This is a genomic window from Fastidiosipila sp. (genome assembly GCA_012511175.1).
Lineage (GTDB): Bacteria > Bacillota > Clostridia > Saccharofermentanales > DTU023 > UBA4923.
This window is the reverse complement of sequence record JAAZGO010000032.1, coordinates 19,226-31,745: the sequence shown is the minus strand read 5'-3', so window position 1 is coordinate 31,745 and position 12,520 is coordinate 19,226. Positions and strand designations below refer to the sequence as shown.

Sequence of the window (12,520 nt, the reverse complement as noted above, 5' to 3'; positions counted from 1 at the left end):
CAATGCTGCCCGATTCAAAATCATCAGCACTCTGCGCAAACCGGTTTCTCATGGCCAGATGCACATGGGGATCGATCAAGCCCGGGATAACGAATAATCCGCTTGCGTCGATGGTTTCCTCTGATGGCAAAAATTCAGGGGTGATGACATCAATCAGCCCCCTGCGTATATAGACATTCGTCTTGTGAAAACCGTGATTCTGATAGACGGAACCGTTAACAATTGCAAGTTCTTTCATTCGCTATTCACTTCCTTTCCGTTCTCTTTGCTTTCTCGCATTTTCCCAGCGGTAATGGTTGTTCCTCACGTGGTCCTGGCGGCGGTTGGCGATACCGGCCCGCTTTTTATGTCGGCTGCCAACTGCCCGGGGAGAAGTTGCCGATGGAATCAGTGTAATTTTCTATGGCAAGATCCAAAGTCGTAGAATCACCGGCAGGTCTGACGCCGGTTTTATCGAGGTGGGTGTGACTGTCTGCGAACCCGTGGGATAAAAATGTGCCATTGGCATGAATGGAGTCTTTGACTTCAAGATGATCACCATGATTGCGGATCGCCGGAATCTGATTGCCCGTAATCAGCGCATCAGCCGGTTTATCTCTGCCGGCCAGTCGTACCCCGGAAACGGCCAAGTCAACCATGGATTACAGTTTTCTTAACGCTGCGCATTCTTTCGGCGGCCAGCAGGATGGCTTCAACGATCTTGACATAGCCTGTGCATCGGCAAAGGTTGTTGTCGATTGCCTGACGGACTTCCGTTTCAGTCGGTGCGGGATTCTTGTCAAGCAGGGCTTTCGCGCTCATTATCATTCCCGGCGTACAAAACCCGCACTGAACGGCACCACAATCAACGAACGCTTGCTGAATCGGGTGCAATTCGGTTCCGCATGACAAACCCTCGATCGTTTCGATTGCTTTGCCGACACAGTTTCTGGCCATCACAACACATGAATTGACAGCCTCGCCATCAATGATGACTTTACAGGCGCCGCAGTCGGAGGTATTGCATCCGCACTTTGTACCGGTCATTCCCAAAGTGTCCCGCAGAACGGAAAGCAGGGTCTGGTTTCTTTCAACCCGGCAGGCATGCTCTTCGCCGTTAATGTACAAGGTGATTTCTTCCATAGGATGTTTTCCTTTCATGCACATCAGCCTGGTTATACGAGAATCCAGGCTGAGAGACATTGTTAGCCTTCACTTATAAACTGGACAAAGGCGTCCGACTCTTTTTCACGTTTCAGGTCTTCCCCGGTTTGTGCAGCAATTGATGCGGTTAGCGCGCCGGTCGGACAAACATCCACGCACAGACCGCAGTCACGGCATAAGTCGCGATCGACGTGCATGTCAGGGAACTTCAGTGTGCGGGCATCGTAACTGCAGGCGTCAACACATCGGTTGCAGATGATGCATTTTTTCTTGACACCATCTTCCTGGTACGCCTGGAAATGGAAATCAAGCCTGCGAATAAGCTCTTTTTCAGGGAAATTCGGCAGCGCCGCCCGCCAGACTTGATCGAGCGAATTGTAGCCCAGCTCACGAACGAGGGATTGAAGGTTTTTGCACAATTTGCTGACAACTTCGACGCCCTTGAGGATGCCGAGCGAACAAACGCCCACGGCGCGTGCCCCGGCCATCATGAATTCAACAGCGTCCTCGGCGCCCATGCAGCCACCGGAGGCATAAAGGTTATTGAAACCGGGATGATTTCTGGAGATTTCGGAAACGATCCGCATGACAATCGGACGGATGGCGCCGCCCGTCAGCCAGCCGTATCCGTCATCACTCATCATGGCCGGTCTCGCCGTTTTGATGTCGATTTTGAGCGTTGGTCCGATGGAATCAATGGCGCAGATGCCATCCGCACCATGTTCCAGGCATTTTTTTGCTGTTCCAACCGTGTCGGGCCAGTTGGCTGAGAGCTTGCAGATTACAGGAATGGATACGTGTTCCTTGGCATAATCGAGCATGGGAAGCAAGGTTTCCTCCGCATAGGATACCAGTTCAATCATATGGGCTCCCGCACGCTCAACGTCTCCGACGATTTCCCGGGCTTCTCTTAAAGTGTGCCCTACACTGCCGATCACCACGGCACCGGCCGCGACTGTTTCGGGAATCTCTTTTTCGTACCAAAGCTGACGGTCCGTGTCAGCCCACTTTTCACAGTTGATCAGTGAATCTTTGTTAATCGTGCCGATATGGTGAACCGGGTTAATAGCGGCGGCAAGCCGGATGGTCTTGGTGACCACGGCACCGCAACCGGCCTGATGGCCACGAATCATTCCCTCCGAATCAGCACAAAGCGGTCCAGAGGTGAGAATAAATGGACTTTGAAGTTTTTGTCCGCAGAACTCGATGCCAATATCAATCGCTCGATCGCTATCCTTGCTCATAAAAAAACCCTCATCAATAATCAGCCAGTAACTGTCTGATTCTTTTTCTCCAACTCTTCAGCAGCGATCTGTGCTGCCTGGTAAATGGCTTGTGCCAGTTGTTCATAACCTGTGCACCTGCATAGATTGCCGGAAATGGCCCTTCTGATTTCCGGAAGCGTGGCATTGGGATTCTCATCAATTAACGCTTTGGCACTCATGACAAACCCTGGTGTGCAGAACCCGCACTGAATAGCCAAATGATCCAGGACAGCTTGCTGAACCGGATCGAGCGTACCGTCTTCCAATCTGGCCCCCTCGATGGTAACAACCTTTTTTCCTTCAACTTGCCCGGCCAGCATCATGCAGGAAGCGATTGCTTTGCCATCGACAATCACCGTACAGGCCCCGCATTCGCCGACACCACACCCCTCTTTAGTCCCGACAAGGTGAAGGTCTTCACGCAGGAGGTCAATCAAACGGCGGTGTGGTAATGTCCTGACCGTGACATCTTCTCCGTTGAGATTAAAGGAAACGGTAATCTTATCAAATTGACCCATCAGAACACCTCCAAACCTGTCGCGTGGCAGAGCGCATCAGCAACGATGGCCTTGACTGCAATTTCCTTGTAGGGAGTCGACCAGCGGTAACCGGTTCGCTCGATCATTTCACGAGCAACAATTTCCCCTGCTTCAGCGAACGCCTCCTTTGAGACCGCTTTGCCGGTCAGGTACCGTTCTGCTGCAGTCACGCGGCCGGGTACCCGGAAGATACACCCCGGTGCAAGGCGGACCGACTCAATTCGGTCTGAACCATCACTGATAACGACAACGGCCACATTGAGTCGTGAAACGGCCAGGGCCTTGCGCCGTCCAAGCTTGACAAAGGCTGTCCTGGCGGAAGGAGGAAGTTTTTTGACACGGAACCCTGTTACAAACTCATCATCTGCAAGCGCGTCCTTGCCGATCCGTGCGCAAAATTCCGGCAATGGCTGTGAACGCGTTTCCTTTGTTCCGTGAATGAGAACGTCTGTGTCGCAGCTGATCAAGGCTGGCACGGGATCCGCAGCCGGCGAACCGTTGCAGACACCGCCGCCCAGTGTACCAAGATGACGGATCTGAGGTGAGCCTACACTGGCACAGGCAGCGGAGAGATGTGGGAATTCTCTTCGGATCAAGGGATGGCGTTCGCCCATGTCGTGCGTCACGAGAGCACCGATTACCAGCGCGTCATCTTCCTCCTTGACCGTCGCCAACTCGGTTGCCAGTGCTGAAAGATCAATGACGAGTTCAACTGACTTCAGTGCCTCACTTTCTTCCCGTAACTGAACCAACAGATCCGTTCCGCCGGCGATGAGTTTGCTCCGGCCGGGGTTGGAGGCGAGTAACTGAGATACGTGATCAAGACCCGAAGGGCGGACAAAATCGTAGACAATCATAGGGCACCTCCCGCAGGTTTGACGTCAGTTGCCTGCTCTCCGTCCTTTTTCACCGGTTTCACCAGTTTTCGCCCGAGCAGAACCTTTTCCAAGTCTGCGGGATTGTGACGTATCCTTCGGCCGATTGCATTGTAGATCGCATTGGCAACGGCTGCTGCCACTGCTTCAGTCGCAGGTTCACCGAGGCTCTTGGCCCCGAATGACCCGCTGTCGTCATCCGACTCAAAGAGGTTGACCACCATTTCGGGTGCGTCCATTGAGGTCGGAATGAGATAGGAGTCCAGGTTCAGCGTCTTGACCTGACCGTCTTCAATATCGACTTCTTCCATCAAGGCAAAACCCAGGCCCATGACAATCCCACCGTAGATTTGTCCTTTGCACAGCGCCGGATTGACGGCCGTGCCAACGTCGTGACTCGCCGTGACTTTTTCAACGTTGACAAAGCCGGTTTTCATGTCGACTTCAATTTCGGCGACCAGGCACTCGTATCCAAAGGTCGGAAAGGCCTTGCCCTGCCCTGTGTGATGATCCTGGATCAGCTCAGGCGGTTTGTACCACTCATATACTGACAGGGGGTTGCCCTGCCAGAAGCTGGCATTTGCCACGTCTTTGACGGGGACCTTGACTTCGGGGTATTCCTTCAGGAAAATTTCGCTGTTAAGGATTTCAATGTCGCCAGCTGAGATTTTGTCCCAGCAGAGCGTGCCGCTTTTGAGGCCATAGGCTTTGTGAACTTCATCAAGGGGAATTCCCTTAACCGAAATTGTGTTTTGCTGCATAACTTTCTTCATGCTGATTCCGGCCAGCCGGACTGACTGCGATCCCATCACGGTGCCGCGCGAGGCCACGGTCATGCCAGAGTCTGCCATGAAATGGCTGTCAGTGCCATAAAAGCGTATGTCCCCTGCAAGGAGGCCGGAAGCTTCAGCCGCAACTTGGGCAAACGCCGTCTTGAGCCCCTGGCCGTTCTCAGCCAGTCCTGTCGTAATGATTGCCGATCCATCCTCGTTGATGATCATCATGCATCCTGAGGCATCCGGCGTTTCGCCTCCCAGACCGCATCCGCGGTAGGCAATTGACAAGCCGATTCCCTTCCGGAAGCGGGCTCCAGGGTCTTGTTTCCTGTAGGCGTCGTATTTTCGCTTGTAGTCTGTCTGATCGACGGTATAGTCCATCAATTCTTCGAGAACAACATTCGTTACAGTGTCTCCTGTCGCTGTCAGTGAACCCGACTTCAGGCAGTTGATGCGGCGGATCTCCACATTGTCGATTCCAAGCTCTTCGCCCAGTTCCTCAATCAGTTGTTCCTGGGCAAAAATCAGCTGAGGTGAACTGTAGCCGCGCATGGCACCGCCATGCACGTTGTTTGTGAAGACGCCGAAGGTATCCGTCTTGACATGTGGAATGACATAGGGTCCGGTGGAATGAACACTGGCCCTCCAGTTCATGAATTGAGTCTGATTGTTATAGGCACCCGAGTTGTCAACTTGTTCACCCTCAAAGGCAACGATGCGGCCATCCCTTTTTGCACCGACCTTGTAACGGAGCCGGAAGGGATGCCGCTTGGATGATTCCCTGATGGAATCCTCCCGGGAATTAACCAGCTTGACAGGGCGATTGGTCAAGGTGCTGAGGTAAGCGGCGCGCGCTGCGACCAATCCCAACCCCTCCTCCTTGCCACCGAAAGAGCCGCCAAGCGTTTCTTGAATCATCCGGACGCTGTTGAGGGGAACATCCAGGATATCGGCGATGTACCGTCTTGTGAAAAAGGGATTTTGTGCTGAAGCGTGAACAGTGATGGCACCGTCATTCGGATTCCGGAAGGCAACCGCTGCCTCCGGTTCAATGTAGGCGTGTTCAACGAACTGGGTCGTGTACTCACGTTCAATGATGATGTCTGCTTCGGCGAATCCCTTATCCACATCCCCTTTGCGTATCGGAAAGTAGGAATCCGTAAAAATGTTGTCAGGGTATTTGTCGTGAATGACCGGCGCTCCTGGCGCCATGGCCTCTTCGATCGTGCTGACTATTGGAAGCAGCTCGTATTCGACCTCAATTGCTGCCAGGGCTTCGTCAACCAGTTCAACAGTTTCGGCTGCCACCATAGCCACACAGTCGCCCGTGTAACGGATCCGGTCGGTCAGATACATGTAGGATGCCCAGCTTCGTTTTTTGGGAATGTCTTCAAAAGTCACGACCGCTGCGACACCTGGAATGGCCCGGGCCTTTGAGGCGTCGATGCGGGTCACACGCGCATGTGTGTGGGGACTTCTCTTAACGCCGGCGTGCAGCATATTTTCAAAATAAATATCGGCTGCGTAGCGTGCGCGTCCCGTTACTTTTTCGAATCCATCCAGCCGGGGTTGCGATTTGTTAAGCGCGTTGAATTGCTTTTCTCCGACTTTACGCATAGTCTATTCCTCTTTATTCATCTTGTAACCCAAACTCGCCTGCTCCCTAAAAATAAGAAAGGGGTCATTCGAAACCTTTCTGTAAAGGTTACCAAACTTCCCCAAAATCATAACTAGCCACGAATGAAGGTTTGCCCTTGTTCCGACTGACAAAATTATACTGATTTTGATGGCTCCGTGCAACCTTTGCGCTGCAGTCGGACAGGTGAGCGAAAGAAAAATGATTCATCATGCCGACCGTTGCAATCAATTCCGGGATCCCATATGGCATCGCTAACAAAGCGTTGGATCGATTTCAGGAGCCTTGGGGACCTGCGATTACAGAATTTCGAGCTCTGCTTGGCTACCGCCTGCTGGTCCCGGAATCAGGGATTGTTGGCAATATGACTATTGACAGAATTATTATGGAACTGCTAGCCTTCTTCTATGGTTTTTTTAAATGCAGTTTGCAATAAGTCACAAATACATAACTGAGAAATGGGGGAAACGTAATTGTCTCAACAAAACGACATCGAAGTCAGGATTTTAGGAGTAAGTGGCAGCCCGCAAAGAGGTGCGACCGAATTCAGTGTCCGGGAGGCACTTCGGGCGGCAGCTGAGATACCGGGAGTTACAGTGGATTTCATCGACCTGAAGGGCAGAAAAATGAACTTCTGTATCCACTGCAATCGATGCGTGAAAAACGGTTTTCTTTACTGCCCGACATTCAAGGATGATTTGACGGAAGACATTTACCAGCGTTATCTGGAGGCGGATGGTTTTATCATCGGTTCTCCTGTCTATCAAATGACATTAACAGGCCAGCTTCAGACATTTTTCAACAGGCTTCGGCCAATTGCCGCCCTTTACAGCAAGGGGCACTGGGCAACGAAAGTGGGGGGCGCCATTGCCGTAGGCGGAACCCGGCATGGTGGCCAGGAGACAACTCTTGCTGCTATCAATAACTATTTTTTATGCACAGGCATGGTCAATGTGAGCGGAGGGATTTTTGCCTACAACGGAGGTTCTGTTTGGTCCCAAAACAGGCGGGCAGAAGGGGCAAGCGATGACACTGTGGGTATGACATCTGTCCGGGTGCTGGGGCGTCGGGTGGCCTATGTCGCCAAGATGCTCAAGGCCGGATTCGATTTTGTAGGTGAGACGTACCCGCCTGATGTCCTGACAGGCGTCGTGCCAGACGAAGACAATGAAGAGAGAAGAGAAAAGTTCATAGGCAAATAGCTGCACCAAAGGAGGTTAATGCTTTGTTAAGCGTAAACGAGAGAGCGATGGAAATCGTTCGAAGAATTATTGATCAGGCAGATGTTTTAGGTGTCGAAGTCCATCGGACAAAAAGCGGTGCAACCGTCATTGACATGGGTGTGAATGCCCGGGGCGGCTGGCGCGCGGCCAGTTTGTTTTGCGAAGCGACACTCGGCGGGTTGGGGCAGGTCAGTTACAGTACTTTTGACTTGGACGGAATCGAACTCCCGCAGGTTGAAATGTATGTCGATGAACCGGCAATCGCCCTTTTGGGAAGTCAGATTTCAGGCTGGCCTCTCAATGAGTTCAAGAACCCCGATGGCGTGGTCCCTCTGATTTCCGGACCGGTTCGTGCTGTTGTCGAAAAAGATATGTTCGGTAAGCCGGTGCCATACCGGGATGAGGAAGCGGATGAGGTAGTAGTTGGTTTGCAGGACAACAGGCTCCCGGACGAGACGATAATCCAAAGTATCGTGGACAAGACAAAACGGCCTGCCAGAAAAATATTCATCCTGGTAGCCGCGACTTCCAGTCTGGTTGGAAGCATCAATGTGGTGTCCCGGACCCTGGAGACAGCAATCTGGCGAGTGCATGATTTAGGACTGGATGTCAATGAGATTGTGGCGGCATGGGGCAAGGCTCCTGTCCCCCCTATTTCAGCCGATGAATTTACTGCCATGGTCAGAACCAATACGTACACATACTATGGCGGAACCGCAAGCTTTATCCTGAGAGCCGATGACAACAAGGTTAAAGAGATGGTTAAACAGTTTCCGCTTGCGCCGCATACCTGTGATTATTACGGAATTCCATTCCGAAAATTGCTGGAACAAGCAGGAGGCGATATTTTTGCCCTCGAGGGATTTGTTCATAATGTGACCAAGGCCATGATCAACAACATATCAAGTGGCCGTATTTATTCTGTGGGGGCTGTTGATAAAAAGATGCTCCTTGGTTGTCTGGATGACTAGAGACTTGAAAGGTTGGATTGTGTATGCAAACTGAATGCCTGTTAGAAACCCGGAACATTACCAAACGGTTTCCTGGTGTGCTCGCCAACGACAAAATCCACTGCATCATTAAGAAAGGCGAGATTCACACTTTTCTGGGTGAAAATGGCGCAGGCAAATCAACTCTCATGAACATCCTGTATGGTTTGTACCAGCCACAGGAGGGCCAGATTTATTTCGATGGCCAGGAAGTGAAAATGGACTCGCCCAGCACAGCTATGCAGTTGGGCATCGGAATGATTCATCAGCATTTCATGCTGATACCCAACCTGACGGTTCTGGAAAATGTCATTCTGGGCCTGCCCTCCTCGAAGCCTCCGTTACTTCAGCTGGATAAAGCCAGAGCCAAGGTCAAGGAAATTTTTGAAAAATATCGTTTCGAAATTGACGTTGATGCAAAGATAAGGAATCTGTCGGTTGGTGCTCAGCAAAGGGTCGAGATTATTAAGGCCCTGTACAGAAATGCTAAACTGATGATTCTTGATGAACCTACGGCGGTATTAACGCCTCAGGAAAGCATGGAATTGTTTAAAATACTGAGGGACTTGAAGGCAGGCGGCAGTTCGATCATCTTCATTTCTCACAAAATTGAAGAAGTGCTGGAAATCAGTGACAGAATTACAATCCTGCGGGACGGTAGGGTTGTTGATACAGTCATTGGTTCAGAAACAAGCAGGGAAGAACTGTCACGTCTGATGGTGGGACGTCCCGTTTCGATGGAGATTGATAAGCCGGAAGCAAAACCGGGCGATGTATTCCTCGAGTTGACTGAGGTGAACATGACTGACGAAAAAGGAAAACAACTTTTGTCGGATATTTCGCTTCAAGTCAGAGCCGGTGAAATTGTCGGCATTGCAGGCGTCGACGGCAATGGCCAGGATGAGCTGTCTTTTGCCCTGAGCGGTCTTCGAAAGATCACGAGTGGAAGCATCAAGATCAAGGGTGAAGAGGTTCGTGATAAAAAGCCAAAGCAGATTTTGGAAACGGGTTTTTCTCATATCCCTGCCGACCGGGCCAGGTTTGGTTTAGTGAGGGATTTTACGATTGCTGAGAACCTGATTGCCTACAACCATAACAAGAAACCGATATCAAAATGGGGCTTTTTGAATTTGCGCAGAATTGCCAAATATGCAGAAGGCTTGATCAATGACTATGACATAAGAACACCGGGACCTCACATATGTGCAAGCAGCCTGTCGGGAGGGAACCAGCAGAAGGTCGTTTTGGCGAAAGAATTTGACAGGACTCCTGAAATATTGTTGGTCGTTCAGCCTACCCGGGGTTTGGATATCGGAGCGAGAGAATACGTTCACGGGGAGTTGCTGCGCCAAAGAGAAAGCGGCAAAGCCATCCTGCTTATTTCGACCGACCTGGAGGAAGTGCGTTCCCTGTCCGACAGATTGGCTGTCATGTATGGGGGGCGCATTATGGGGGTTGTTAATCCTGCCGAAACCAAGGTCGAGAAGATCGGCCTGATGATGGCGGGTATTGCAAATTAGAAAGGAGATAAGGCAAAAACACAGAAACGGTTGTCTTGTTATAACCAAACCGTTTTGAGTATTGGAGGGAAGAATTGAAAAGGAGGGGAATAACTAGGCACCGAGTTTTCAATTCAGGATCGCATTAGCATTGAAACGATTTAGCGAAAGGGTTAGAAAATGAAAAAATTTTTGGTCACTTTACTGGCATTGCTCCTGGTACTGTCCTTCACCTTACTGGCAGCCTGTGCGCCCAAACAGGGTGGCGAGGGGGAACCAACAGGAAGTGAGAGTGCGGGTCCGGCAGAAAGCGGAAAAGAAACAGATCCCGAACCTGAGCCAGCAAAAAAGATCAGAGTCGCAGCTATCTTCCCCGGCTCCATTCAGGATATGGGTTGGAATCAAAGCGGCTACGAAAGCCTGATGCAACTGAAAGACGAAGGCTTTGAAGTCAGCTTCCAGGAAAACGTTGACATGTCAGCGCTGAAGGATGTCATCAGGAGCTACGCGTCGGAAGGCTACGATTTGGTAATCGGGCACGATTTCTTCCACACGGATCCCGTCATTGAGGTTGCGCCGGAGTTCCCTGACACCATGTTTGGTGTTGTTGGCGGAACCCATGCCGAAGGTAATGTTGTGACTGTCGGTGGCACCAACTGGGAAGGTGCGTACCTGGCAGGCGCGTTTGCCGGTCTTACAACCAAAACGAACAAGATTGGACTCATTAATACGGCAGATGGAGACGTTGCCCGAAGAATGAGAAATGCATTTGAGCTTGGTGCCCGGGAATACAACCCGGATGTGGTGGCCTTGCATACCTTCACCGGCAGCTGGGATGATTCGGTTAAAGCAAAGGAACTGGCGATTGCCATGGCCAAAGATGGTGTCGATATTATTCTGACCCAGACTGGTCAAGCGAACGTCGGAGCAGTTGAAGGTTGTCAGGAAGCCGGCATTTTTGCGATTGGCGCACCGAACGACTTCAGCGAAATCGCACCGGAAACAATCATGGCGACCAGCTACATTCCGTCAGGTGCTCAACTTTACTACCTTGCGCACTTGTTTGCTGAAGGCAATCTGGAAGGGAAATTCTATGAATTGGGAGTCAAGGAAGGTGCCGAGGACATCATCATCCATCACGATTTCCCACAAGACATCATCGACAAGGTCATGAAAGTGAGACAGGATCTTGCTGACAAGAAGATTGACCGGCCTTCGGGCGACTAGCATTGTTTCTTCCTGAACAGGTGGATTACCGATAAAACTCATGGTGAGGAGTCAAACGAATGAAGACATAACGGTTTGACTCCTCATCAGGGTTAAGGGAAGAATGAGCGCACGATACACGCTTCTCTCCGGCATATCGCATGTTGAGAAGCCAGGCGACCCTGTACTCGTATGCGCTTGATTTGAAGTTGTGTCAGCTTCGCGGCCGGAACGCGCAGCTTACTATGCGAAAGGTAATTAAATGAATTCATCTGAGAGATTGGAGCAGAAAGGTCCCCCTGAGCCAAGTGCCAGGAAAGAGATCAGGCAGAAAGCAGTGACGCTGATTCTCAAATTATTTCCCGTCTTCAGTGTGCTTGCCGCCTTACTGATTTCTTCAATTCTGATAGCAATGGTAGGAATCGACCCTTGGAAGGCCTTCTATCAGCTCATCCGAGGTTCTTTGGGGAATAAATACGGCCTTGGCGAAACCTTTGCCAAATTTATCCCGCTGCAGTTTTGCGGTTTGGCATTCCTGTTCGGCATTAAGTCGGGGTTTTTCAATGCGGGAACGGAGGGACAGTTTTATGTCGGCGCTCTTGCAGGAGCAATGGCAGGCGTATATCTGACGGGACTCCCGCCTGTTTTACATATTCTGGCGGTCATTATTGTCTCTTTTGTCGCAGGTGCCATCTGGGCGTCCATTGCCGGAATACTGAAAGTGACGCTGGGTGTCAGCGAAATCATTAATACCATTATGTTGATCTATGTCGCAAATCTGCTCGTCGATCATCTCATCGACGGGCCGCTTGCCGAACCGGGTGGACTTATTTCGCAAACAGCACCCATTGCAGAAAGTGCCAGATTGCCGATTGTGATCAGCGGAACGCGATTACATCTTGGATTTCCTATCGCACTGCTCATTACCCTCATTGTCTACCTCATTATCTACCGGACCTCGTTCGGTTATCAATTACGTATGGCCGGTCAAAATCCTGAAGTTGCCCGTTTTTCCGGAATGAACAACAACGCCCTGGTTCTCACATCGGTCATCATCTCAGGCGGACTGGCGGGTATTGGCGGTTCAATCGAGACGATGGGCTCGCTGATTCGTCTTACCCCGGGTTTTTCGGGGGGTTACGGCTTTGATGCCATAGGGGTGGTAGTCCTGGGCAATGGAACACCTTTGGGTCTCACGATTGCCAGTTTGCTGTTTTCTGTTCTCCGAGTAGGGGCGGGAGCGATGCAGCGAAACATGAACGTTCCCTATCCGCTCGTCAATGTGATTCAGGGACTGATTATCCTGTTCATCGTGGGTGGATCTTATATATCGACGAAACTTGAGATGATCACCGGAAGGAGGTACTAG

At 51.0% G+C, this 12,520-nt stretch carries 12 protein-coding genes; 5 read left to right on the top strand and 7 right to left on the bottom strand.

The features are described 5' to 3' along the window. From GX839_07015 to GX839_06985, 7 genes are all read right to left on the bottom strand, one after another. On the bottom strand, nucleotides 1–238 hold a 238-nt coding region (locus GX839_07015; GenBank protein ID NLB05208.1), incomplete at its 3' end, for a hypothetical protein. Nucleotides 239–344: 106 nt separating this feature from the next. Continuing rightward, nucleotides 345–638: a hypothetical protein gene (locus tag GX839_07010; GenBank protein NLB05207.1), complete on the bottom strand. Its 294-nt coding sequence runs from the start codon at nucleotides 636–638 to the stop codon at nucleotides 345–347. Next, complete coding sequence (locus GX839_07005; GenBank protein ID NLB05206.1) at nucleotides 631–1,122, bottom strand: (2Fe-2S)-binding protein; 492 nt, start codon at nucleotides 1,120–1,122, stop codon at nucleotides 631–633. Before GX839_07005 ends, GX839_07010 begins: the two co-directional genes overlap by 8 nt. 62 nt (nucleotides 1,123–1,184) lie before the next feature. Next, a complete protein-coding gene (locus tag GX839_07000; GenBank protein ID NLB05205.1) occupies nucleotides 1,185–2,276 on the bottom strand; it encodes a 4Fe-4S binding protein in 1,092 nt (363 codons plus the stop codon). Between the two features lie 131 nt (nucleotides 2,277–2,407). Beyond that, nucleotides 2,408–2,926 (bottom strand): (2Fe-2S)-binding protein, encoded by a 519-nt coding sequence (locus tag GX839_06995; protein NLB05204.1) that lies wholly within the window; start codon nucleotides 2,924–2,926, stop codon nucleotides 2,408–2,410. After that, entirely contained in the window at nucleotides 2,926–3,804 is an 879-nt protein-coding gene (locus GX839_06990) for a xanthine dehydrogenase family protein subunit M (GenBank protein NLB05203.1), read from the bottom strand. Before GX839_06990 ends, GX839_06995 begins: the two co-directional genes overlap by 1 nt. Then, entirely contained in the window at nucleotides 3,801–6,215 is a 2,415-nt protein-coding gene (locus tag GX839_06985) for a xanthine dehydrogenase family protein (protein ID NLB05202.1), read from the bottom strand. The genes GX839_06990 and GX839_06985 overlap by 4 nt, the downstream gene beginning before the upstream one ends. A gap of 492 nt (nucleotides 6,216–6,707) precedes the next feature. Between GX839_06985 and GX839_06980 the strand changes: the two genes are divergently transcribed. The 5 genes from GX839_06980 (at nucleotide 6,708) to GX839_06960 (ending at nucleotide 12,520) form a co-directional block, all read left to right on the top strand. After that, nucleotides 6,708–7,436: a flavodoxin family protein gene (locus tag GX839_06980; GenBank protein NLB05201.1), complete on the top strand. Its 729-nt coding sequence runs from the start codon at nucleotides 6,708–6,710 to the stop codon at nucleotides 7,434–7,436. 23 nt (nucleotides 7,437–7,459) lie between these two features. Then, on the top strand, nucleotides 7,460–8,428 hold the full coding sequence (gene mch, locus GX839_06975) for a methenyltetrahydromethanopterin cyclohydrolase (protein ID NLB05200.1): 969 nt from the start codon (nucleotides 7,460–7,462) through the stop codon (nucleotides 8,426–8,428). A 23-nt stretch (nucleotides 8,429–8,451) separates the two neighbouring features. Next, nucleotides 8,452–9,966, top strand: coding sequence for an ABC transporter ATP-binding protein (locus GX839_06970; GenBank protein ID NLB05199.1), 1,515 nt, complete (start codon nucleotides 8,452–8,454; stop codon nucleotides 9,964–9,966). Nucleotides 9,967–10,125: 159 nt separating this feature from the next. Then, entirely contained in the window at nucleotides 10,126–11,172 is a 1,047-nt protein-coding gene (locus GX839_06965) for a BMP family ABC transporter substrate-binding protein (protein NLB05198.1), read from the top strand. Nucleotides 11,173–11,488: 316 nt separating this feature from the next. Beyond that, nucleotides 11,489–12,520, top strand: coding sequence for an ABC transporter permease (locus tag GX839_06960; protein ID NLB05197.1), 1,032 nt, complete (start codon nucleotides 11,489–11,491; stop codon nucleotides 12,518–12,520).

What these genes read in the sequence shown, in the direction of transcription:
- GX839_06970 (NLB05199.1), top strand. Translation starts at nt 8,452, where the DNA reads ATGCAAACTGAATGCCTGTTAGAAACCCGGAACATTACCAAACGGTTT.
- GX839_07005 (NLB05206.1), bottom strand. Translation starts at nt 1,122, where the DNA reads ATGGAAGAAATCACCTTGTACATTAACGGCGAAGAGCATGCCTGCCGG.
- GX839_06995 (NLB05204.1), bottom strand. Translation starts at nt 2,926, where the DNA reads ATGGGTCAATTTGATAAGATTACCGTTTCCTTTAATCTCAACGGAGAA.
- GX839_06985 (NLB05202.1), bottom strand. Translation starts at nt 6,215, where the DNA reads ATGCGTAAAGTCGGAGAAAAGCAATTCAACGCGCTTAACAAATCGCAA.
- GX839_07010 (NLB05207.1), bottom strand. Translation starts at nt 638, where the DNA reads ATGGTTGACTTGGCCGTTTCCGGGGTACGACTGGCCGGCAGAGATAAA.
- GX839_06990 (NLB05203.1), bottom strand. Translation starts at nt 3,804, where the DNA reads ATGATTGTCTACGATTTTGTCCGCCCTTCGGGTCTTGATCACGTATCT.
- GX839_06965 (NLB05198.1), top strand. Translation starts at nt 10,126, where the DNA reads ATGAAAAAATTTTTGGTCACTTTACTGGCATTGCTCCTGGTACTGTCC.
- GX839_07000 (NLB05205.1), bottom strand. Translation starts at nt 2,276, where the DNA reads ATGATTCGTGGCCATCAGGCCGGTTGCGGTGCCGTGGTCACCAAGACC.